Source organism: Methylobacterium sp. E-045, assembly GCF_022829685.1.
Classification (GTDB): domain Bacteria; phylum Pseudomonadota; class Alphaproteobacteria; order Rhizobiales; family Beijerinckiaceae; genus Methylobacterium.
The window spans coordinates 99,134-120,443 of sequence record NZ_JAKSYE010000122.1 but is presented as its reverse complement, the minus strand read 5'-3'; the positions used below and the strand labels follow the sequence as shown (position 1 = coordinate 120,443).

19 protein-coding genes are annotated in these 21,310 nt (G+C 69.5%); 7 read left to right on the top strand and 12 right to left on the bottom strand.

What is annotated here, in order from left to right:
• The first annotated feature begins 177 nt into the window (after nt 1-177).
• From MKK51_RS22850 to MKK51_RS22825, 6 genes are all read left to right on the top strand, one after another.
• Complete coding sequence (locus MKK51_RS22850; RefSeq protein WP_243981271.1) at nt 178-1,524, top strand: lipopolysaccharide biosynthesis protein; 1,347 nt, start codon at nt 178-180, stop codon at nt 1,522-1,524.
• Nucleotides 1,525-1,624: 100 nt separating this feature from the next.
• Nucleotides 1,625-2,590 (top strand): DUF6492 family protein, encoded by a 966-nt coding sequence (locus tag MKK51_RS22845; RefSeq protein ID WP_243981269.1) that lies wholly within the window; start codon nt 1,625-1,627, stop codon nt 2,588-2,590.
• A 248-nt stretch (nt 2,591-2,838) separates the two neighbouring features.
• Nucleotides 2,839-3,642 (top strand): class I SAM-dependent methyltransferase, encoded by an 804-nt coding sequence (locus MKK51_RS22840; protein ID WP_243981267.1) that lies wholly within the window; start codon nt 2,839-2,841, stop codon nt 3,640-3,642.
• On the top strand, nt 3,639-4,517 hold the full coding sequence (locus MKK51_RS22835; protein WP_243981265.1) for a polysaccharide deacetylase family protein: 879 nt from the start codon (nt 3,639-3,641) through the stop codon (nt 4,515-4,517). Before MKK51_RS22840 ends, MKK51_RS22835 begins: the two co-directional genes overlap by 4 nt.
• Nucleotides 4,518-4,829: 312 nt before the next feature.
• Nucleotides 4,830-6,791, top strand: coding sequence for a GumC family protein (locus MKK51_RS22830; RefSeq protein WP_243981263.1), 1,962 nt, complete (start codon nt 4,830-4,832; stop codon nt 6,789-6,791).
• A complete protein-coding gene (locus MKK51_RS22825; protein WP_243981261.1) occupies nt 6,788-7,669 on the top strand; it encodes a WecB/TagA/CpsF family glycosyltransferase in 882 nt (293 codons plus the stop codon). Before MKK51_RS22830 ends, MKK51_RS22825 begins: the two co-directional genes overlap by 4 nt.
• 126 nt (nt 7,670-7,795) lie before the next feature.
• On the opposite strand, the gene MKK51_RS22820 is transcribed toward MKK51_RS22825, so the two are convergent.
• Both MKK51_RS22820 and eno read right to left on the bottom strand, forming a co-directional pair.
• Nucleotides 7,796-8,212 carry a thiol-disulfide oxidoreductase DCC family protein gene (locus tag MKK51_RS22820; RefSeq protein WP_243981259.1) on the bottom strand — a complete coding sequence of 139 codons (417 nt, stop codon included), beginning with the start codon at nt 8,210-8,212 and terminating at the stop codon, nt 7,796-7,798.
• A 165-nt stretch (nt 8,213-8,377) separates the two neighbouring features.
• Entirely contained in the window at nt 8,378-9,667 is a 1,290-nt protein-coding gene (eno, locus tag MKK51_RS22815; RefSeq protein ID WP_243981257.1) for a phosphopyruvate hydratase, read from the bottom strand.
• A 348-nt stretch (nt 9,668-10,015) separates the two neighbouring features.
• Between eno and queF the strand changes: the two genes are divergently transcribed.
• Nucleotides 10,016-10,483, top strand: a complete 468-nt coding sequence (gene queF / locus MKK51_RS22810; RefSeq protein WP_243981255.1) for a preQ(1) synthase — start codon at nt 10,016-10,018, stop codon at nt 10,481-10,483.
• Nucleotides 10,484-10,506: 23 nt separating this feature from the next.
• On the opposite strand, the gene MKK51_RS22805 is transcribed toward queF, so the two are convergent.
• The 10 genes from MKK51_RS22805 to MKK51_RS22760 all read right to left on the bottom strand — a co-directional run bounded on the left by MKK51_RS22805 (nt 10,507) and on the right by MKK51_RS22760 (nt 21,132).
• Complete coding sequence (locus tag MKK51_RS22805) at nt 10,507-11,025, bottom strand: hypothetical protein (protein WP_243981253.1); 519 nt, start codon at nt 11,023-11,025, stop codon at nt 10,507-10,509.
• A gap of 151 nt (nt 11,026-11,176) precedes the next feature.
• Nucleotides 11,177-11,500: a hypothetical protein gene (locus tag MKK51_RS22800; RefSeq protein ID WP_243981251.1), complete on the bottom strand. Its 324-nt coding sequence runs from the start codon at nt 11,498-11,500 to the stop codon at nt 11,177-11,179.
• Nucleotides 11,501-11,604: 104 nt separating this feature from the next.
• Entirely contained in the window at nt 11,605-12,462 is an 858-nt protein-coding gene (gene kdsA / locus MKK51_RS22795) for a 3-deoxy-8-phosphooctulonate synthase (protein ID WP_243981250.1), read from the bottom strand.
• 10 nt (nt 12,463-12,472) lie between these two features.
• Nucleotides 12,473-12,988 carry a hypothetical protein gene (locus MKK51_RS22790; RefSeq protein WP_243981242.1) on the bottom strand — a complete coding sequence of 172 codons (516 nt, stop codon included), beginning with the start codon at nt 12,986-12,988 and terminating at the stop codon, nt 12,473-12,475.
• Nucleotides 12,989-13,031: 43 nt separating this feature from the next.
• Nucleotides 13,032-13,487: a hypothetical protein gene (locus MKK51_RS22785; protein ID WP_243981240.1), complete on the bottom strand. Its 456-nt coding sequence runs from the start codon at nt 13,485-13,487 to the stop codon at nt 13,032-13,034.
• Between the two features lie 327 nt (nt 13,488-13,814).
• The gene (locus tag MKK51_RS22780; RefSeq protein WP_243981239.1) at nt 13,815-15,350 is read right to left on the bottom strand and encodes a Do family serine endopeptidase; all 1,536 of its coding nucleotides are present in this window, start codon (nt 15,348-15,350) and stop codon (nt 13,815-13,817) included.
• A gap of 96 nt (nt 15,351-15,446) precedes the next feature.
• Nucleotides 15,447-16,169 (bottom strand): DUF2459 domain-containing protein, encoded by a 723-nt coding sequence (locus tag MKK51_RS22775; RefSeq protein WP_243981238.1) that lies wholly within the window; start codon nt 16,167-16,169, stop codon nt 15,447-15,449.
• Nucleotides 16,166-18,901, bottom strand: coding sequence for a valine--tRNA ligase (locus MKK51_RS22770; RefSeq protein ID WP_243981237.1), 2,736 nt, complete (start codon nt 18,899-18,901; stop codon nt 16,166-16,168). Before MKK51_RS22770 ends, MKK51_RS22775 begins: the two co-directional genes overlap by 4 nt.
• A 97-nt stretch (nt 18,902-18,998) precedes the next feature.
• Nucleotides 18,999-19,550, bottom strand: coding sequence for a PopZ family protein (locus MKK51_RS22765; protein ID WP_243981433.1), 552 nt, complete (start codon nt 19,548-19,550; stop codon nt 18,999-19,001).
• 187 nt (nt 19,551-19,737) lie between these two features.
• The gene (locus tag MKK51_RS22760) at nt 19,738-21,132 is read right to left on the bottom strand and encodes a TolC family outer membrane protein (protein ID WP_243981230.1); all 1,395 of its coding nucleotides are present in this window, start codon (nt 21,130-21,132) and stop codon (nt 19,738-19,740) included.
• Between the last annotated feature and the right edge of the window lie 178 nt (nt 21,133-21,310).

Genomic DNA, 21,310 nt, shown 5'->3' with positions numbered 1-21,310 from the left:
AGATAAGACACGCCCGGATACGCTCCATGGGTGTGGCATGCCGTCCGCCGCCCGGTGATCGAGACGGGCCTCCTGCGCCGGGCCTCGACGGCCCCTCGTCCCGGCCCGCCCGCTTCGGGCGAGGCCGGCCCTCTTCCTGACCCGTTTCGTGGCACGGGCTCTGCGGATGCATCGGCCATGACCGCCCACTCGTCCCGAAATCCGACACCCGGCGCGGGACGCCGCATCGGGAGCCAGCGCCTCGCGCCCCTACGCCTCGCGCCCTTGCGCCTCGTCGCCGGCGCATGGTCGACCCACCGCACCGTGCTGATCGGCTATGGCCAACTCCTGGCCGGCGCCGGCGGGCGCCTCGTGCTCCAGATGGTCTACTTCCTGGTTCTCGCCAATACGCTGAGCCTGGCGGAGATGGGCGTCTTCGCCTCCGTCTCGGCGGCGGGCGTGATGATCGGATGCCTGGCGGGTTTCGGCTTCCAATCCTTCGTGATGCGCTCGGCCGCCGGCCGGCGCTCGTCGATGGGGGGATATCTCGCCGTCTACTATGCCTGTTTCGGGCTCGCCCTGCCGATCATGCTCGGCCTCTCGCTGGCGCTCTACGCGCTTCTGTTCCGGGACGTGATCGCCCTGCCCGGCTATCTCGCGATCATCGTGGTCGAGGTGGCGCTCTGGCGCCAGATCGAACTCCTCGTCCAGGTGAACAACGGGCTCGGCCGCTACGCCGCCGCGGCCACGGTGGTGTCGCTACCCGTGGGATTTCGCGCCGCCGCCGCCGTGGCGTTCTGGGCCGCGGGGGGCGGCGATGCCGAGGCCTGGGCCGCCTACTATCTCGTCGGCAACGCGGTCTCGGTGACCGTCCTCGCCTTTCTCTTCCACCCGCGCACGCGGATGCGGTTCCGTGCGGTGCTGCTCAAGGGCCGGCTGCGCGACGGACTGCTCTACGCCGCCTCCTACTTCATGTTCCTGGCCCAGGGCGAGATCGACAAGCTCATCGTCCTGACGCTCGCCGGCGAGCGCATGGCGGGCATCTACGCGATCTCCATGCGGCTCATCGATCTCACCGGCGTGCCGCTGCGGCCGATGTTCATGATGTATTCGCGCAAGCTCATCCAGGCCGGCCGCGCCACCCGGGCGTCCTTGCGCGAATGCCTGAAGGTGGAGGCGATGGTGGCGTCCGTCTCGACGGGTGCCCTCGTCTTCATGGTCGCCGTCCTGCACATCCGGCCCGATCTGCTCGGCCCGAACGTCTCGGCCGCCTACGGCATGCTCACCGCCATCGTCGCCGTGCCGGCGGTGCGCAACCTCCTGGAGTTTCAAGGTGAATTGTTCTTCGCCTTCGGCCGGATGGGGCTGCGCGCGGGCGTCACGGCCGCCCTCATCGCCTTCAAGGCGGCGGCCTTCATCCTGCTCCTCACGGCGCTTCCCGATCCGGCGCAGTGGAGCCTGTGGCTGAACGCGATCTATGTGGCGATCTACGCGTTCTCTTTCTTCACCCTCTACGGTCTTTTGTGGCGGAACACGGCACCGTGATGGCGACACCCCGAGACAGGCGCGGTCCGATGACGGAATCCTTCACCCTTCCCGGCGCAGGGTCCCCCCGATGACGGGCGGCGGATCGAAGGAGATGCGCATGAAGGCCGAGACCGCAGATCCTGCCTCCGCATCCGCGGGGCAGGACCGGGCCGAGACGGTGGGCCTGATCACGCTCAGCCACCGGGGCGACCTGGAACGATGCGCCCTGCTGTTCGAGACCATCGACCGGCATGCGACGCCGCGCGGCCGCCATTACGTCATCGTCGACGACGAGGACGTGGCGTTGTTCGCGCGCTTCGCCCGCCCCGATCGCCGCATCCTGCCGCTGTCGCAGTTCCTGCCCTGGTGGATGCGGCCGATTCCCGTCCTGCGCTGGCGCGGGCGCCGCTACTGGCTCACGCCCTTCGGCAAGCCGGTCAGCGGTTGGCACGTCCAGCAGATCGTCAAGATCGAGGCCACGCGCCGGCTTCCCGAGGCACGCTACTGCCTGATCGATTCCGACATCTACTTCTTCCGGGACTTCGACCTTGCCGCCCTGGCCGAGCCCAACCCGACGCCGTTCCATGTCCATCCCGGCGGTGTCGTGACCGACCGGCCGCGCCACATCCTCTGGATCGGCACCGCGAGCCGCCTCCTCGGCACCCGTCCGCAGGGCGTGCCCGCCGACGATTACATCGATCAGATCATCATCTGGGATCAGGCGACCGCACGGGCGATGACCGAGCGGATCGAGGCGGTGACGGGCCACGGCTGGGTCGCCGCCCTGTGCCGGGACCGCAACTTCTCGGAATACATGATCTACGGCACCTTCGTCGCCAACACGCCCTCGGCCATGGCACGGCACGCGGTGACGGCGCAGAGCTTCTGCCGGACCCATTGGGACGACGACGCCCTGAGCGAGCCCGACATCCTGGCGATGCTGGACGCCGCGACGCCGACGGAGCGGGCCTTCTGCATCCAGTCCTTCGGCTCGACGCCGCTCTCGACCGTCCGCGCGAGCCTGGAATGGTTTCATTCCGCGCGCCGGGCGGAGAAGGCAAAGCGCCGGACGGACGCGGCCTGAGGCGGTCTTTCCCCGTGCCTGGACCTGCAGAGGCACATCGCTCGCGGGTGCTCGAGGATGAGGGCCATCGACCCGAGGACGAAGACGTTTCCGCGCGCCCGGTACTTGGAAAAGTAAGATTTGCCGTGTCATGTGCGAGAGCACGGTCGACGCACTTTCCGGACGGCGGATCCCCTCCCATGCCCTCGCAGAAGTCTTCGCTCCCGTCTCGCCCCATCATGACGGACTAGAGACGGAGCATGCAGGCCATGACACGGGACGACACCGCCACGCAGGCGCGGCAGGTCGCGCTGGAGGATCTCCACCACGATACGGAGATGCCGGCCGGCGAGGCCGGGTTCAGCCTCGCGAAGGTCCACGAGATCCTCGAGGCGCTGCTTCCGGCGGGCGAGGTCTCGGTCTACGAGGCCGGCGGCGGGGCCTCCTCCTATCTTCCGGTCTCGGTGCTGCGCCGCTCCCGCGTGACCGTGGTCGATATCGACCCGACCCAGGTGAGCAACAACGCCTATGCCGAGACGGTGATCTGCGGCGACGTTCAGGTCCACCGCTTCACGCCCCGGACCTTCGACCTCGTGACGAGCTACAACGTCATCGAGCATCTGCCGGATGTCGGCGCGGCGATGGAGCGCTTCGCCGAATGCCTGAAGCCCGGTGGCCTCCTGCTCATCGGCGCACCGCATCCGCGCTCGCTCTCCGGCCTCGTGACGAAGTATTCGCCGCACTGGTTCCACGTCTGGTTCTACCGCCATATCCGCGGTCACGAGCGGGCGGGCGAGCCGGGCGAGCCTCCGTTCCCGGTCCATTACCACCCGCTCGTCCTGCCGGCCCGGCTGAAGCCGTTCCTCGATCGCGTCGGACTCGAACCCGTCTACGAGCGCGTCTACGAGAGCCCGCGCTACGCGGAGATGCGGGTGCGCCGTCCTCGGCTGGGCGCCCTCGTGGACGGCGTCACCGATCTGGCGAACCTGGCGGCGGGGCGGCGCATCAACCTGCGGCACGGGGACTATCATCTCGTGCTGCGCAAGCGGGCCGGGCATCCGACGCCGCAATGACCCCCGACGCCGTCCTCGATCGCGATGCGACCGAACTCAGGGCCCGCCTCTCCCTGCCGGCCAGGTTCTCGCATCGTCTGTCGCGGCATGTCCCGACCGCACCCGCGCTCCCCCGCCTGCACGGCCCGATGGTGAGTATCACCTTCGACGACGTGCCGGACACGGCCTGCAGCACGGGCGCCGCCCTCCTCGACGCCCATGGCGCCAAGGGGACGTTCTACGTCTCCCGCACCCTCCTGGGCACCGCCAACGAGCATTGGCGGGTCGCCGGGGTCGAGGCCCTGGCGGAGATCCATCGTCGTGGCCACGAGATCGGCTGCCATACCCATGACCACAGCCTCGTTCCCAACCTCGACGCAGGGGATTTCGCCGCGGATATCGGGCGCAACCGGGACGCGTTCGCCGCCCTCGTGCCCGGACTGACGCTGGAGAATTTCGCCTTCCCCTACGGCTATGCATCGCTGGCGGCAAAACGCGTGCTGAGCCGGACCTACGGGTCGGGCCGCAGCATCGTGCCGGGCCTGAATACCGGCCGCATCGACCGTTACTTCCTGCGCGCGAACCCTCTCTTCGACCGCTGCCTCGATGCCGGCCTCCTCGCGCGCCTGATGGATGAGGCGGTGGCGCGCAACGGCTGGGTCATCTTCTTCGGTCACGACGTCGCCGAGGGAGCGAGCCCCTACGGCTGCTCCCCCGTCCTGCTGGAAGCCACTCTCGTGGCCGCCGGCCGGCGCGGCATCCCGGTCGTCTCGATCGCGCAAGGGATGGCGCGGGCTCGCGGGATCGCCGGGGAGCGGCGCCGCATGGACGAGGAGCCCCGCCTCACGGGCGAGGCCTCGGTGCGGCGCGCCGAGGGCGGCCTGCGCGACCCGTGATCCCGACCGCATCCGGGGCTTTCCGTCCCGTCCGGCGTGATGACGACAGCATGGCTTCAGCCGTCTCCGGTGGGCCGCGTAAAGACGAGATTCATCATCGTTTCGCGTTGTGACGCATTCATTGATGATCGACCGAGAATTTAATCTAATTTGGACTCGCAGTTGCTATTCTCTCGTGCATTCGGCCGTGCACTCTACGAAATGTGCCAGGTCGGGACAGGGACGGATGGGAGCGGGATCGTCACGCCAGCACTCCCGGTGCTCGCCGGGGCCCGTATGTCCTCGAAACTCCGTGATGTTGGGAGGCGATTGATGTTGGTCTACGACGATCCCCCGGCATCCACCCAGCCCGCCGCGGCCGAGCCGGAACGGAGCGCATACCGCCTGACCGTCGGGGGCGTCGTCTCCGCATGGCGCCGGCGTATCGTCTGGATCCTCGCCTGCGCCCTCATCCTGGCCGGGATCGGCCTCGTCGCGGGAAAGATGCTGACCCCGCGCTACACCGCCGAGGCGCAGATCTACATCGACCCGCGCGACCTGAACCTGGTTTCCCGCGAGTTGACCACCGGAGGCCAGGATTCCAACGCCTATCAGAGCGTGGTGGAGAGCCAGACCCGGCTCATCACCTCGAGCAGCGTCCTGCGCCGGGCCGTGGATGCCACCGGCCTCACCAAGGACGAGGAATTCACCGCCGCATCCGGCGCCGGGATGCTCGCGAAGATCGGCGCCGCCCTCGGCCTCGGGAGCCCGGACGCGCCGCCGGATGCAGAGGCCGAGGCGAATGCGGCGATCGCCCTGCTGCAGCAGCGCCTCTCCGTGCGGCGGACGGGTCGGACCTACGTGATCGACGTCTCGGTCTGGTCTCGGGAGGCGGCGAAGGCCGCCCGCCTCGCCAACGCCGTCGTGGCGGCGTATCTGGCCGAGGATGCGGCCACCCGGACGGAGGCCGCCAACCGCGCCAATTCCGGCCTCACCGCGCGCCTCGGGGAGTTGCGCAACGCGCTCAACGCCGCCGAGAACCGGGTTCAGGCCTACCGGGCCGAGACCGGCCTCGTGGGCACCCGCGACGCCCTCGTCAGCGACCAGCAGCTGACGCAGATCAACGCGCAACTCGCCGCCGCCCGCGCGCGCGTCGCGGAGGCGCAGGCCCGCGTCGAGCAGAGCCAGCGCATCGCCCGCGCCGGCCTGGATGCCGGGGCGACGGACGATGTCCTCGCCTCGCAGACCGTGGCCGGCCTGCGCGGCCAGTACGCGGAACTCACCCGGCGCCAGGCCGAACTCACCAACGAACTCGGGCCGCGCCACCCGTCCGTCTCTTCCATGGCCAAGCAGGTCGCCCAGGCGCGGCGCTCCATCGACCAGGAGGTCGCCCGCTTCGCCCAGGCGGCCCAGACCGACCTCGCCAAGGCGCGGGCCACGGCATCGGCCCTGGAGAAGAACTTCGATCAGGCCAAGGGCCGCACGGTCGGTCTCGCCCAGGCCTCGATCCGCCTGCGCGAACTCGAGCGGGAGGCCGAGGCCAGCCGTTCGGTCTACGAGGCCTTCCTCACTCGCTCGCGCGAGACCGGCCAGCAGGCCTATCTCGACTTGGGCAATGCCCGTGTTGTCTCCCCGGCGACGAAGCCGATCATGCGCAGCTTCCCGCCTCCGGCGCGCACGCTGATGATGATGGGCCTCCTCGCGGGGCTCGGCCTCGGCGCTCTCCTCGCCCTGCTCGACGACTGGGCGCGTTTCGGGCGGCCGGCCCGCGTGTCCAGGCCGGCCCGGGCTTTCGCGGCAGCGCAGGCTCCCGAGCGGACGCAAGCCCCGCTGGCCAAGGAAGCCCCGCTGCCGGAGCAAGCTCCCCAGCCGGCCCGCGTGACCGAGCCGGACCCGCCCCGTTCGGTCGAGGTGCCGGTCCCGCCGCGTGCCGCCAGGGACAGCCGGTTCCCCGCGACCCCTCGCGCCTTCCGGGCGGCCGATCTCCCCGCACCCCGGCGATCGCCCATGGCTTTCTTTCGGAGCGCGGCGAAGGAGGCGGAGAGCAAGCCGGCCGTCGAACCCGCAGCGCGAGCGGAGCCGACACGCCCCGCGGAGCCGGCACCGCGGGCCAGATCCCAGACCCGTCCCGAGCCCGAATCGCGTCCCGAGCCAAAGCCGCCCCTCCAACCGGAACAGGCCGCGACCCCGTCGTTCGAGAAACCTGCCTCGGCCAAACGTGCCGCGGGGAAGCGTCCGTCGACCGGATCGTTCAGCGTTTCGGGCGCCGCCGCCCTGGTCGGAGGGGGGCGATGACGACGCCGTCCCGGGCGTTCCTCGGGCAGGTTCCCCTCACCTGTCTCGGCGGGATCTCGATCGCGGCCCTGGGCATGCAGGAGACCGTGGATAGGATGGCCGAGGCCGTACGCCTCCATCCGAGACCCGGACCACCCCTCTACTTCACCTCGGCCAACGGCGAGGTGATGTCGCGGCACGCACGGGATGCCGAGTTCGCCGGGCTGGTGGACATGGCCGATCTCATCAGTGCCGACGGACAACCGATGGTGACGGTGTCACGCTTCGTCGGCGACCGGGCCCTGCCCGTGCGGGTCGCCACCACCGACCTCTATCACGAGGTCGCCCGCAGGGCCGCGGCGGAGGGCCTGACCTTCTATCTCTACGGCGCCACCGAGGACGAGAACCGCGCGGCGGTGGCGACGACGCGGCGCCTCTATCCGGAACTGCGCATCGTCGGTCATCACCACGGCTACCTCGCGGGCGACGCGCTGACGGACAAGATCGCGGAGATCGACGCCCTGGCGCCGGACATTCTCTGGATCGCCCTGGGGGTGCCGCGCGAACAGGCCTTCGTGCGGGATCACGGGCCGCTCCTGCATAACGTCGCCCTGATCAAGACCTCGGGCGGCCTGTTCAACTTCCTCTCCGGAAGCCGCAGCAGGGCGCCAGTCTGGGTGCAGCGGGTCGGGTTCGAATGGCTCTGGCGGCTGGCACAGGAGCCCCGGCGCCTGTTCTGGCGCTACGTCCTCACCAATCCCCACTCCCTCTATCTCATGCTCACGCGCAGCGGCGACCCTCGCTGCGCGCGGCGGGGCGACGGGAAGGCTGACGAGGCGACGGCGCTGACGGAGCCCGGGGACGACGATCTCGTCGGGAGACGGGCGACGGGCGCCTGACCCCTCCTCCTCGCGCGATCCCGCGCGAAGCCCGCGGCTCGTCTCTCACCGCCAGTGCCGGGAGGCTGGTGTCGGACAGGACGGCGTTGATCGTCCGCGCCGTCATGATCGGCGGAGGGCCTGGCTTCACCCCTTCGGTGGACGGCAGGCGGTGTCGCAGGATTCGCCCGAGACCCGGGAGAACAGCCTGGCGAGGTGCGGTCGCAGGGGCAGGAACCGGCGATAGGCGGCCTCGGCCAGGATCGGCATGCCGGGCAGGCTCGTGAGGGACGCGAGCCAGTGCCAGCCGGGCAGCTCGCGCCAGAGCCGGATGAAGCCCGACGCCCCGGAGGCGAGACGGCCCTGTTCGTCCCGGACGTGGAAACGCGCCCGCGCGGCCTCGCGGCTGAGATCGGGGCCGAGCGTGGCCGGGGCGTCGTCGCCGCTGACATCGACGAAGGCGAGGCGTTCGGCCCCGCGGCTGCGCCGGTAGGTCCGGATCTCGGCGGAACAGAGCGGACAGGCCCCGTCGTAATAGACGGTCAGTGCAGCGGGTGAAGTCATGCTGGGCTCGGCGCGTCCGTCTTCACCGGCTCCGGAGAGGAAGGCCGTGTCCGGGGACAACGCCGATGCGAGCGAAACGGCCACACCCTCGATGCAATCGACGATGTGGCCGTCTCCCGATGGGATGACGGCAGCGGCCGGGCTCGCGATGCCCGGCCCCGCGCGTCAGCGGGCGGCGAAGGCCTTGAGGGCGCCCTTGCCGGCGTAGCGTCCCTGCGCGCCGAGGCCTTCCTCGATGCGGATGAGCTGGTTGTACTTGGCCAATCTGTCCGATCGGGCGAGCGAGCCGGTCTTGATCTGTCCGCAATTCGTCGCGACCGCGAGATCCGCGATGGTGGAATCCTCGGTCTCGCCCGAACGGTGGGACATCACGGCGGTGTAGCCGGCGCGCTGGGCCATATCGACGGCGGCCAGCGTCTCGGTGAGGGTGCCGATCTGGTTGACCTTCACCAGGATCGAGTTGGCGGTGTTCTCCGCGATGCCGCGCGACAGGCGGGTGACGTTGGTGACGAACAGGTCGTCGCCGACGAGCTGGCAGCGGTTGCCGACCTTCTCGGTCAGGAGCTTCCAGCCGGCCCAGTCGTCCTCGGACATGCCGTCCTCGATGGAGAGGATCGGGTAGGAATCCACGAGCTTGGCGAGGTAGTCGACCTGGGCCTCGATCGAGCGGGTCTGGCCCTCGCCCTCGTAATGGTAGGCGCCGTCCTTGAAGAACTCCGTGGCGGCGCAGTCCAGCGCCAGCACCATGTCGGTGCCGGGCTTGAAACCCGCCGCCTGGATCGATTCCATCACGAAGTCGAGCCCGGCCTCGGCCGAGGGGAGGTTGGGGGCAAAACCGCCCTCGTCGCCGACATTGGTGTTGTGGCCGGCCTTCTTGAGGGCGCCCTTGAGGGTGTGGAACACCTCGGCGCCCATGCGTACCGCCTCGGCGAGCGAGGAGGCGCCCACCGGCATGATCATGAATTCCTGGAAGTCGATCGGGTTGTCAGCATGTGCGCCGCCGTTGATGATGTTCATCATCGGCACCGGGAGCACCCGGCCCTGGGTTCCGCCGACATAGCGGTAGAGCGGCAGGCCGGCGGTCTCGGCCGCCGCCTTGGCCACGGCGAGCGACACGCCGAGGATGGCGTTGGCGCCGAGCCGCGCCTTGTTGGGGGTGCCGTCGAGTTCGATCATCGCCTCGTCGACGGCGATCTGGTCCTCGGCATCCATCCCGCCGATGGCGTCGAGGATGTCGCCGCGGACCGCGGCCACCGCCTTGCGCACGCCCTTGCCGCCGTAGCGGCCCTTGTCGCCGTCACGCAGCTCCACCGCCTCGTGGGCGCCGGTGGAGGCGCCGGACGGCACGGCGGCACGGCCGAAGGAGCCGTCCTCCAGCAGGACGTCCACCTCGATGGTCGGGTTGCCCCGGCTGTCGAGAATCTCGCGGGCGGCGATGTTGGTGATCGCGGTCATGCGTGCCCCTAGCTCTCACGATGTTGCGGCCGGCGCCCGGCCAAGTCGTCATTGTCCTGCAGGCGCGTCGCGTCGGCGAGCGTGCCCATGAGACCGGTCTGATACAGGGCAGGCTTATCCGCCAACGTGCCGCATCCGGCAAGCGTCCCTCGCCGACGAAGCCCGCCTCGCGTTCACAAATCTTTGCGGAGGTGACGAGACGGTCCGATCCACCGGTCGCCGTCCTCCGCGCCGATCCTGCCGCGGGAGTCGGGAAGGCCCCGCGGCCTTCAGGCTAGGACGTTGAATTCATGAGGTATTCCGGGGTGGCGGTTTCCCTGGCGCGCGGCCTGCGCTATAGCGGCGGACATGACCAGCCCGCCCCCCTCCTCCGATAGCCTGCAACTCGGCCAGGCCACCCCCCTGCCCGCCTCTCCGGAGGCGGCACGTCTGGATCGGGTGCCGAATCCGCACCCCACGACCGATTATCTGGCGCGTTTCACCGCGCCGGAATTCACCTCGATCTGCCCGGTCACCGGCCAGCCCGATTTCGGCATCCTGATGATCGACTACGTGCCCGACCTCTGGCTCGTGGAATCGAAGTCGCTGAAGCTCTATCTCGGCGCGTTCCGCAATCACGGCGCGTTCCACGAGGATTGCACCGTGGGCATCGGCCTCACCCTCGTCGACCTGCTCAAGCCCCGGTACTTCCGCATCGGCGGGTACTGGAACGCCCGCGGCGGCATTCCCATCGACGTGTTCTGGCAGACCGGCGAGCCGCCGAAAGCGATCTGGCTCCCGGATCAGGGTATCGCGCCCTATCGCGGGCGCGGCTGAGCATCGCAAAGCCGCATCCCGCCTCACCGATCTTCGGCGATGGCGCGGACGATCTCGTCGATCAGGCGTTCCTGTGCCTCGGTGGGACCTTGATGGACCTCCGCGACCGTCCTGAGCATGTCGGCGAAATGGTCTCGCTCCGCGAAACTTAGGGCATCGTGAAGGACCGGCGCCAGGATCTTGATTGCCAGCGTCGTATCGGGAGCCTGCGCGGCGGCGTGGCGGACGAACACCATCCGGGTATCGAGGTCGTCCCCGGCCTCCACGATGCCGCGCATCTGCGCCGTGATGACGGCTTCCTGCTCAGGCGTCGGTACGCCGCGGAGACGGGCGACCATTTCCATCAGGACGCCGGCTGCATCGGCGGGATGGCGGAGGGAGCGCAGGGGGGCGGAGCGGATCTGCCGTTCGCTCGCCATCCGACGGCGGGTGCCGCGCCAGTCTCGCACCGCGTTGTCGATATGCTCCATCCCGTTGCCGTACTTCATCCAGTAGACCAGTCCGGCCACGAGGGCGCTGAAGACGGCTGCGATGATCGGCATTGCGCGGGTCCCCACCTGTTCGAAATGGGGCCTTCATGCAACCGCTCAGACCGTTCTGCAACCGCCTCGTCATGCGGCCGGCATCGGAACACAAAAAGACGGCCGGTAGAAACCGGCCGCCCTTCGCGCAAGAAGTTTCGAGTGTGTCGGCTCAGTAGCCGTAGCCGTAGGCAGGCCGGCCATACCCGTTGTTGTAGTAGGAATCGCGGGCGGCACCGGCTGCAATGGCACCCGCCGCGAGGCCGGCAATGCCGAGGCCGACAGCCGCGCCCGTACCGATGCCGCGACGTCCACCGCCACCATAGGCATAGCCTCGATTGCCGTAACCGCGATGGCCATAGCCGCCGTGGGCGTAACCACCATGGCCGCCGCGACCGTAGCCATGACCGTGTCCGGGGCGGGCTTCTGCCGCCGTGCCGGCAGCCATGGCGCCGAGGGAGAGGGTAACGGCCGTGATCAGTGCGAAATTGCGCATGGAGTTCCTCAAATCGTTGTCACGTTCAAGTGATGACAACGGGATGACGACGGGTTGGTTCCATTGTCATGGCCGCTCGAACGATTCCGGGTGAAGAGTCTCCGTCAGCCGTTGGACTTCGCGAGGCGATCGAAAGCCTGCAGGGTTTCCAGTAGTTCCGGCATGGCCTTGAGGGGGACCATGTTGGGACCGTCCGATGGAGCATGGTCCGGATCGGGATGGGTCTCGATGAACAGGCCGGCGACCCCCACCGCCACGGCGGCGCGGGCCAGCACCGCCACGAACTCGCGCTGCCCGCCGGAGGTGGCGCCCTGCCCGCCCGGTTGCTGCACCGAATGGGTCGCGTCGAACACGACGGGGGCACCGTGCGTGACCTGGGCCATGATCGGCAGGCTGCGCATGTCGGAGACCAGCGTGTTGTAGCCGAACGAGGCGCCGCGCTCGGTGACGAGGACGTTCGGGTTGCCGGCCGTCGTCACCTTGGCGGCCACATGGGCCATGTCCCAGGGGGCCAGGAACTGGCCCTTCTTCACGTTCACCACCCGGCCCGTGGCGGCGGCCGCCAGGAGCAGGTCGGTCTGCCGGCACAGGAAGGCCGGGATCTGGAGGACGTCGATGACCTCCGCCGCCGGCGCGCACTGGCCGGCCTCATGGACATCGGTGAGGACGGGGAGACCGAACCGCTCCTTGATCTCGGCGAAGATCGGCAGCGCCCCGGCGAGGCCGAGGCCGCGGGCGGTGGAGCCCGAGGTCCGGTTGGCCTTGTCGAACGAGCCCTTGAACACGAGGCCGATCCCGAGGCGGTCGGTCATGCCCTTGAGCGCGTCGGCGATCTCGATGGCGTGGTCGCGGCTCTCGAGCTGGCACGGGCCGGCGATGAGGGCGAAGGGCAGGTGATTGGCGAAGGCGGTGGCCCCCGCCATCACGACGGGGCCGGCGGGTGAGCGAGCGGGATCTGACATGGACGTCGGTCTAGACCGGCTCATGCTCCGGGAAAAGTCCGGCGCGGCGGCGCAGAGCGGCAGGCCGGTGCGAGACGAGCACGCAGCGGACCCCGGCGGGCTGCGCCGGCGCCGCGGCGCCGGTCTCGCAGCGGAGAGCGGCGCGCCCTGCCCGCCCCGCCTGGGGCATCCCCGTGACCAGCGCGCGCTGGTGGAGCGTGCGGGCGAGGACCTCGACCTCCTCCGCCCCGGCGCCGACGAGCCCTTCGGCCGCCAGCCCGATCAAGATGAAATACGCCCCGGCCGGCTCGCGATCCTGCGATGCGAACGTCATCCGGGCCGGAGCCCGGCATTCGAGGCTCATGCGGTCGGCATCCAGGGCGCGGAACACCGACAGTGACCCGTCGCGCCCGGCGAGGGAGGCGCCGGTGGCGCGGATCATCCGCGCGGTGAGCCCGTCGCAGGAATCGGCCCGCCTCATGGAACGGGCATCCGCCGGCGGCGACAGGACGAGGGCGGAAAGGAACAGGACGCAGAAGGCCTTCATGGAGCCGACCTTAGACCAGGAAGGCCGTTCCGACCCAGCCGGGTCAGGGCCGTACCCCGATCGACCCCGTGACCTCGCCGGGGCAGGCCTCGTGGGCATGCGACCGCAGGACCCGCCGCAGGCGCAGCGGCCGGGTTCCGGCCTCGTCCTCCACCGTGCCGACCAGGGCGTCCGTGGCGAGGGTGCCCCGGAAGGCGAAGCCTCCTTCCTCGCCGCCGACCTGGAACGACAGCTCCCTGGTCGCGTCGTCGAGGGTCACGACTTCGGCCCGCGCCGACCGCGACGGGGTTTCGTAGGACAGCACGTCGCCGGTTGGGGAGCGCTTGAGGACGATCCGCCGCCCTGCCCGCTCGCCGCTCTCCGTATCGGTGCACAGGTCGGCATAGACGAATGTGCCGGTGGCCCAGACGGGTTTCGCCGAGGCGGGTGTGGCCGACGCGACCCCGGCAAGGCCGAGGAGCGACAGGCTGAGCGTCATCATCCGCGTCGGAATTGGCATCCCCACCTCCCATGTCGGTCGCCGCGCGGGACGACATCCCCGCGAGGGAAATCCACCCCGCGGGGCAGGACGTTCAGCGTCGCTCCCCAATGTCTCTGGTTTGCGACAGGATCCGGCGCCGACGTGCGTGGCCGCACGTGCAATCGGGCATGCAAGAACCGGTCCCTCCTGCAGGGCGGTCGGCGGATCAGTGCGAGAGACCCGCATCAGACGAGAAGCGCCGGCCCGAACGAACGGGCCGGCGCTTCTTGCTCCTTGGCGTATGGCAGGTTTCTAAACCACGGGACCGGTGACCGGCGCCGCGAAACCCCCTCGGGCTCGCGCGGATCAGCCGGCCTTGTTCAGGGCCACCGCGACGAAGCGGGTGACGCCCTTGGCGCTCTTGACCCGCATCAGCACCGCCTTGCGACCGCTGGCCTCGGCCGCCTTCACCCGCTCGGCGATCTCCGAGGGCTTCGAGACGCTGGACCCGGCGACATCGAGGATGATGTCGCCCTGCTCGATGCCCTTGGCGGCGGCGGGGCCGTCGGGATCGACATCCATCACCGCGACGCCCTCGTCGCCGGCTCCGACCTCCGCGGCCGGGGCGAGGCTGAGGCCGAGGCGCGGCTGGCCGTCGCTCGTCGCGCCGCTGCGGTTGTCGTTGCCGGCCTTCGGGTCGTTCGGCAGGGCGCCGAGCTCCACCGTGGCGGTGTCGGACTTGCCGCCGCGCAGATAGGCGAGATCGACCTTGGCGCCGGGCTTCAGTCCGGCGATCCGGCGCGACAGTTCGCGGGCATCGTTGACGGCAGCACCGTTGACCGATTCGATCACGTCGCCGGATTTCAGGCCGGCCTTGGCCGCGGGGGTGCCGGGTTCGGCGTGGTCCACGAGGGCGCCCTTGGCCTTGTCGAGGCCGAGGCCGTCGGCGATGTCCTTCGTCACCGGCTGGACCTGGACGCCGAGATAGCCGCGGGCCACCTTGCCGTCGGCGCGGAGCTGGTCGACCACCGCCTGCACGGTCTCGGCGGGAATCGCGAAGGCCAGGCCCACGCTGCCGCCGGAGGGAGAGGCGATGGCGGTGTTCACGCCCACCACCTCGCCGCCGACATTGAAGGTCGGGCCGCCGGAATTGCCCTTGTTGATGGGGGCATCGATCTGCAGGAAGTCGTCATAGGGGCCGGCGCCGATGTCGCGGCCACGGGCCGAGACGATGCCGGCGGTGACCGTGCCGCCGAGGCCGAACGGGTTGCCGATGGCCACCACCCAATCGCCGACGCGGGGGGCGGTCTTGCCGAGCGAGACGTAGGGGAAGGGGCCGCCATCGGTGATCTTGAGCAGCGCCAGATCGGTCTTCGGGTCCTTGCCGATGACCTTGGCGTCGAGGGTGCGGTTGTCGTCCAGGGTCACCTGCACGGTCTTGGCCTTGTCGACCACGTGGTTGTTGGTGACGACGTAGCCGTCGGCCGAGATGATGAAGCCCGAGCCCATGGCACCGCGCTGGCCCTGCCGCTTGGGCGAGGGGCCGCCGAAGCCCTGGCCCTGGCCCTGGCCGCCCTGGCCGAAGCGCTTGAAGAACTCGCGCAGCTGCGGCGGCACCTGCTGACCCTGTCCCTGGCCGGGGCCGTCATCGTCGTCCATGCCGGCGCTGTCGTCGAGCTTCACCTTCACCGCGACGACGCCGGGCTTCACCTTGTCGACCACGCTGGCGAAGGAGCCGGGCGGATGGTCCGGCACGTCGATGGGGTTCTTCGACAGGGCCTGGGCGTAGGCCGGGGTGGAGGGCTGGGTCAGGCCGATGCCCGCGGCTCCGGTGGCCGCGATCGCGATGGCGGCGACGGAGGCGAGGGCGTTGCGGCGCAGGCGGGAGGTGGACGAGATCATGGACTGGGCTCTCCGGAAAGGTCGTGTCCCCGCCGTCGAGCGGGGCCATGACCCTTCGTGTAGAGACCCGAGCCTGACCCGCCCGTGTCGCCGAGATTACGGTTTGGACAGGTTGGCAGGAGGGAGCGCCCTCACCCCTGCCCGCCACTCCAGATCGAGCAGCAATCCCGCCGGGTGCGTGTCGAGCACGGGCGTGATCGGCAGGCCGGCGGCGTTGAGGAGGCGCGCGGCCCAGTGGTTGCAGACGTTCGCGGCGCTGAAGCGCCCCTGCCCTTCGTAGAACAGGCTCGGCCCGTAGAGACCGGGGCCGCCCTCGACGGGGGCGTCGTCGGCGAGGCGGAAGCTCGCGTCGAGGCGGGCGAGCAGGCGGGCGAGGCCGGCCTTGGAGACCCGGATGGGGACGATGTCCGAATGCGGGAAGCTCGTCCGCGTGTCGTCTTCGAGGCCCACCACCTGGACGACACCGTCGCGGCCGCCGGGGGTGAACAGGGCTTCGAGGGCGAGACGCAGGTCGAACTGCGCCAGGGTCGGCGTCGCCCGGTAGAAGCGGGCCTCGCCCCAGCCGAACTCGATCTCCGGATAGGCCCGGAAGCGGGTGGCGATGTGGCGGAGCGCCGTGCCGGCGCCCTCCCCGGTGAGGGCCTCGCGCGGGATCACGAGGCCCGAATGCCAGCCGTGGCTGACGAGTTCGATGGTGTGTGAGTCGGCGTCGGGAGCGGGATAGAGCGCCGGCTCGCCGGGCCTCGCCGTGACGATCGCGGCGAGGACGAGGAGCGCGAGGAGGCCGGCGAGACCCTGGCCCAGCCGGCGCAGGATCACGCGTCGGACAACCGCGCCAGGGCTTCCCGGATCTTCTCCAGCCGCGCGGCTTCCGCGTCGCGGCGCTCGCGCTGCTCGTCCACCACCTCGTCGGGGGCGCGGGCGAGGAAGTCGGCATTGCCGAGCTTGGCCTCGATCTTGCCGATCTCGGAGGCCGCCTTCACCGCCTCCTTGTTCAGGCGGGCGACCTCGGCCTTGAGATCGACGATGCCTTCCAGGGGAAGCGCCGCCACGGAGTCGCGCACCAGAAGCTGGACCGCGTTCTTCGGCGCGGTTTCGGCAAACGTGATGTCCGACAGGCGGGCGAGGCGCAGGAGCGTGTCCTGCCACTGGGTCGCCCGCGCCCGCAGGGCCGCGTCGGCGCCCACGATGACCAGGGGAATCTGGGCACCGGCCGGCACGTTGGTCTCCGAGCGCGCGGAGCGGATCTCGGAGACGAGGTCCACCACCCAGCCGATCTCGGACTCTGCGTCCGGATCGGCCAGACCCGACAGGTCGGGCCAGGGCGCCAAAGCCAGGAGCCCACGCCCGGCGATGCCCTCGCCCTTGATCGCCCAGAGCTCCTCGGTGAGGAACGGCATGAACGGGTGCAGCAGCTTGGCGATCTGGTCGATCAGGAACGCCACCGTGGCCTGCGTCTCGGCCTTGAGGCCGGCATCGACGCCCTCGCCCTGGAGCACCGGCTTGGCCAGTTCGAGATACCAATCGCAGAAGATGTTCCAGACGAAGCGGTAGGCCGCCGCCGCCGCGTCGTTGAAGCGGTAGGCGTCGAGGGCCGCCGTCACCTCGGCCACGGCGCGCGCGGCCTCCCCCAGCGCCCAGCGGTTCAGGGGCTCGGCGGCGTCGCCCGGGCGGTAGTCGGCGCGGAGCACGCAGCCGTTCATCTCGGCGAAGCGCGAGGCGTTCCAGAGCTTGGTCGCGAAGTTGCGGTAGCCCTCGACGCGGTTCACCGCGAGCTTGATGTCCCGGCCCTGCGCGGCCATGGCGGCCAGGGTGAAACGGAGGGCGTCGGCACCGTACTGGTCGATGAGCCCCAGCGGGTCGACGACGTTGCCCTTCGACTTCGACATCTTGGCCCCCGAGGCGTCGCGCACCAGGGTGTGGAGATAGACCGTATCGAACGGCACCCGGTCGGTGACGTGGAGGCCGAGCATCATCATCCGGGCGACCCAGAAGAAGATGATGTCCTTGCCGGTGACCAGGGTGTCGGTGGGATAGTAGCGCTCGAGTTCCGGCGTCGCGTCGGGCCAGCCGAGGGTCGAGAACGGCCACAGGGCGGAGGAGAACCAGGTGTCGAGGACGTCCTCGTCACGGCGCAGGGCGACGGCGCGGCCGTGCTTGGCCGTCGCCTGCTCCAGGGCCTCGGCCTCGCTGGAGGCCACGAAGATGCCGCCCTCGTCATCGTACCAGACCGGGATCTGGTGACCCCACCAGAGCTGGCGCGAGATGCACCAGGGCTCGATGTTCTCCAGCCACTGGAAGAACGTCCGCTCGTAGTTCTCGGGCACGAACTTGGTCTGTCCGTCGCGCACCGCCTGGAGGGCGCGCTCGGCCAGGGGCTTCACGTTCACGTACCACTGGTCGGTGAGGTAGGGCTCGATGACCACGTTCGAACGGTCGCCGTGCGGGACCGCATGGGTGTTCGGCTCCACAAGCGCCAAGCGCTCGCGCGCCTCCATCAGGGCGACGACCCGCTTCCTCGCCTCGAACCGGTCGAGGCCGTGGAGCGCTAGGGCCTCGGGCTCCGGGCTCGAATCCTTCAGGAAAGCCGCGTTTCCATCGAGGCTTATGCGCGCTTCCGGATCCAGAATATTGATCGGCGTGCAGCCGGCCCGCTTGCCCACCTCGAAATCGTTGAAGTCGTGGGCGGGCGTGATCTTGACCGCGCCCGTGCCCTTCTCGGGATCCGAATAGGTGTCGGCGACGATGGGGATGAGGCGGCCGACGAGGGGCAGGCGCACGAAGCGGCCGACGAGATGCGTGTAGCGCTCGTCGTCGGGATGGACGGCCACGGCCGTGTCGCCGAGCATGGTCTCGGGTCGGGTGGTGGCCACCGTGATGACCGCGCCGGTCTCGTTTCCGGCCTCGTCGACGATCGGATAGTCGAAGTGCCAGAGATGGCCCTTCACCTCGACCTGCAGCACTTCGAGGTCCGAGATCGCGGTCTGGAACTTCGGGTCCCAGTTCACCAGGCGCTTGTCGCGGTAGATCTTCTTGTCGTTGTAGAGATCGACGAACGTTTTCGTCACGGCCCGGACCATCTGGTCGTCGGGCTGGCCGGACAGACCCATGGTGAAGCGCTCGCGCGACCAGTCACAAGAGGCGCCCAGGCGCTTCAACTGGTTGACGATCGCCCCGCCGGACTCGGCCTTCCAGGCCCAGACCTTCTCGACGAAGGCCTCGCGGCCGATCTCGCGCCGGCCCGGCTCCTGCGCCTCCATCATCCGGCGCTCCACCACCATCTGGGTGGCGATGCCGGCATGATCCGTGCCCGGCTGCCACAGCACGTCGCGCCCGCGCATGCGCTCGAACCGGCACAGGATGTCCTGCAGGGTGTTGTTGAGGGCATGGCCCATATGCAGGCTGCCGGTGACGTTCGGCGGCGGGATCACCATGGTGAAGGGCCGCGCGTCCGCACGCTCCGGCCGGCCGGCCTTGAACGCGTCACCCGCCTCCCAGGCGGACGCGATGCGCGCCTCGACGGCGGCGGGATCGAAGGTCTTGTCCATCATGGGCTTGCGTCGGGCCAGTTCGTGCGGGGCGGGCGTCAGCCCGCGTGTTGGCCCGCTTTCACCCCGTCACGCCCCCCGCGTCAACATCGCAGGACGGTCAGCGGCCCCGCGCCACGCGCTCGATCTCGGCGCGGACGAGGCGTTCGACCATGCCCGGCAGGTTGTCGTCGAGCCAGGATTGCAGCATCGGCCGGAGCATGTCCTGCACCATGTCCTCGATGGTCCGGGCATTCTGGCTCACCCGCGCCCCCGCCAGAAGCTGGAACGCATGGCCGACGCTGGCATCGGTGATCTCGGAAACGAGGCGCTGCTGCGGGCTCTCGCGGGGGGCCTCCACCGGTTCCGGGCGGGGGGCGGCGCGTGGCGGCTCGGGTTGGCGCACCACCGGTGGCGGCGGCAGAGGCTCCGGTTCGGGCTCGTCGTCGAAGGAAATCGAGTCGAAGTCGATCTGGCCGCTCTCGGCGAAGTCGATCTCCGGTTCCTCGATCGGTGCGGGCTGGGGCTTGCGCGGCTGTGCGACCTCGGCGAGGTCGAGCACGTCGTCGTTTTCCGGCTGCGGCGGAGAGGCGCGCACCGGCGTGACCACCTCCGCCTTGGCGTTCTGGTCGTCGGCGATGATCCGGCGGATGGACGCCAGGATCTCCTCCATGGAGGGTTCCGGAGCCTTGTCCGGCGCCTTGGGGCTCGCTGCACTCATCCGGACGACGCTCAAGTCACATGGTTAAAGAAGTCTTGCGATCACTCTGAGTATTTCACCACAGGGACCGGAAACAAGCACCGGCCGTGCGCAAGGCACAGGATAACATCCATGCCTCACGCGTTCCTTAGCGCCTCCCTCAGCGCCCGTCCGGCGTGCGCACGCCGTACCAGAGGTCCTTGACCTGGTCGAAATGCTCCTTCGGGCTGTAGGCCACCACCGGGATCGACGTGAAGCGCACGGTGAGGCGGCCCACGGTCTGGACAACGCCGTAGGAATTTACCACGCGGTCGCGCTGGGCTAGGATGAGGTTCACGCGGGAATTCAGCAATTCCTGCTGCGCATTCAGCACGTCGAGGGTGGTGCGCTGGCCGACGCGGGCCTCTTCGCGCACGCCGTTCAGCGCCACTTCGTTGGCCTGCACCTGGGCCTGCGATGCGATGACCTGCGCCTTCGCCGCTTCGAGGCGACCCCAGGCCGTGACGATGGCGGAACGGACCTGGTCGCGGATGTCCTCGACGTTGATGCGGGCCTGACCGACTAGCTCCTTGGCCTGGCGGATCTGCGAATAGGTCTGGCCGCCCTCGTAGAGCGGGATCGAGAGCCGGCCGACGATGGAGGCGGTCACGCCGTTATCGCCCGGGAACTGCGAATCGTAGCGCTGCTGGACGCTGCCCTGGAGGGCGGCGGTGGGATAGAGCTGGCCCTCGAAGATCTTCACCTGCGCCTCGGCCACGTCCACCGCGTGCATCGAGGACAGGATCTGCGGGTGCTCCTTCAGGCCGATGGAGATGGCGTTGTCGAGGTTCGGCGGCACGAACCGGTCGAGGGGCCGTCCCGGTGCGAGCTGGCGCGGCTCGACGCCGATGATGCGCCGATAGGTACCGATGCTGGCGCGCAGGTTGGCCTCCGCGCCGCTGACGTCGGAGCGCGCACCGGCGAGGCGGGCCTCGGCCTGGGCCACGTCGGTCCGGGTGACCTCGCCGACATTGAAGCGGTCGCGGGTCTGGCGCAGCTGCTCTTCCAGCACCTCGACGTTGTTGCGGCGAAGCTCCAGGGTCGCCGTGTCGCTCAGGACCGACATGTAGATCTGGGCCGCGTTGAACAGGGTGTTCATCTCGGTGGAGCGCAGCGATTCGCGCGTCCCGAGCACGTCCGATTCGGCGCGGCGGGTCTGGTTGTCGGTCTGGAAGCCGTTGAACAGGGTCTGGTTGATGGTGAGACCCGCGCCGCCGGGCTTGGTCGCCTGATTGAGGGTCGCGCCGCTAATGCGGCCTTGAAACTGGCTGAGTCCGATATCGGCGTCGAGGCTCACGGTGGGACGGTAGCCGGACTTGGCCTGCGCGACGTTCTCGTCGGAGGCGCGCAGACCCGCCCGTGTCGCGTTCAGCGCCGGGTTGGCGCCATAGGCCCGGGCCAGCGCGCTATCCAGCGTCTCGGCGACGGCCGGAGAGGCGGCGAGGAGGGTCAGCGCGGCGAAGCCACCGAGCCGCAGCCGGAGGCTCTTCGCAGGTTTGCGTTGTCTCACGTCCATCTGCCCTTGCGGTTTCTCGATGAACCGGTCGGCTATTCATCACAGCCACGGCGCCTGGGGCGCCATCCGGATTGCCCGCCTCACGGGTCAGTTTAGCGGAGGTTGTGCGTCAGGGCATCGGCCGTGACGGATGAGGGGCGAGATTGATGGCGCAGTGCCGCATAAAAGCGACACCTGC

Excerpts from the sequence above, each read along its gene's own strand:
- MKK51_RS22760 (WP_243981230.1), bottom strand. The coding sequence starts at position 21,132 with ATGGACGTGAGACAACGCAAACCTGCGAAGAGCCTCCGGCTGCGGCTC.
- MKK51_RS22820 (WP_243981259.1), bottom strand. The coding sequence starts at position 8,212 with ATGACTTCACCCGCTGCACTGACCGTCTATTACGACGGGGCCTGTCCG.
- MKK51_RS22835 (WP_243981265.1), top strand. The coding sequence starts at position 3,639 with ATGACCCCCGACGCCGTCCTCGATCGCGATGCGACCGAACTCAGGGCC.
- queF (WP_243981255.1), top strand. The coding sequence starts at position 10,016 with ATGACCAGCCCGCCCCCCTCCTCCGATAGCCTGCAACTCGGCCAGGCC.
- MKK51_RS22825 (WP_243981261.1), top strand. The coding sequence starts at position 6,788 with ATGACGACGCCGTCCCGGGCGTTCCTCGGGCAGGTTCCCCTCACCTGT.
- eno (WP_243981257.1), bottom strand. The coding sequence starts at position 9,667 with ATGACCGCGATCACCAACATCGCCGCCCGCGAGATTCTCGACAGCCGG.
- kdsA (WP_243981250.1), bottom strand. The coding sequence starts at position 12,462 with ATGTCAGATCCCGCTCGCTCACCCGCCGGCCCCGTCGTGATGGCGGGG.
- MKK51_RS22840 (WP_243981267.1), top strand. The coding sequence starts at position 2,839 with ATGACACGGGACGACACCGCCACGCAGGCGCGGCAGGTCGCGCTGGAG.
- MKK51_RS22765 (WP_243981433.1), bottom strand. The coding sequence starts at position 19,550 with ATGGAGGAGATCCTGGCGTCCATCCGCCGGATCATCGCCGACGACCAG.
- MKK51_RS22830 (WP_243981263.1), top strand. The coding sequence starts at position 4,830 with ATGTTGGTCTACGACGATCCCCCGGCATCCACCCAGCCCGCCGCGGCC.
- MKK51_RS22785 (WP_243981240.1), bottom strand. The coding sequence starts at position 13,487 with ATGCCAATTCCGACGCGGATGATGACGCTCAGCCTGTCGCTCCTCGGC.
- MKK51_RS22800 (WP_243981251.1), bottom strand. The coding sequence starts at position 11,500 with ATGCGCAATTTCGCACTGATCACGGCCGTTACCCTCTCCCTCGGCGCC.
- MKK51_RS22770 (WP_243981237.1), bottom strand. The coding sequence starts at position 18,901 with ATGATGGACAAGACCTTCGATCCCGCCGCCGTCGAGGCGCGCATCGCG.
- MKK51_RS22780 (WP_243981239.1), bottom strand. The coding sequence starts at position 15,350 with ATGATCTCGTCCACCTCCCGCCTGCGCCGCAACGCCCTCGCCTCCGTC.
- MKK51_RS22845 (WP_243981269.1), top strand. The coding sequence starts at position 1,625 with ATGAAGGCCGAGACCGCAGATCCTGCCTCCGCATCCGCGGGGCAGGAC.
- MKK51_RS22850 (WP_243981271.1), top strand. The coding sequence starts at position 178 with ATGACCGCCCACTCGTCCCGAAATCCGACACCCGGCGCGGGACGCCGC.
- MKK51_RS22805 (WP_243981253.1), bottom strand. The coding sequence starts at position 11,025 with ATGCCGATCATCGCAGCCGTCTTCAGCGCCCTCGTGGCCGGACTGGTC.
- MKK51_RS22790 (WP_243981242.1), bottom strand. The coding sequence starts at position 12,988 with ATGAAGGCCTTCTGCGTCCTGTTCCTTTCCGCCCTCGTCCTGTCGCCG.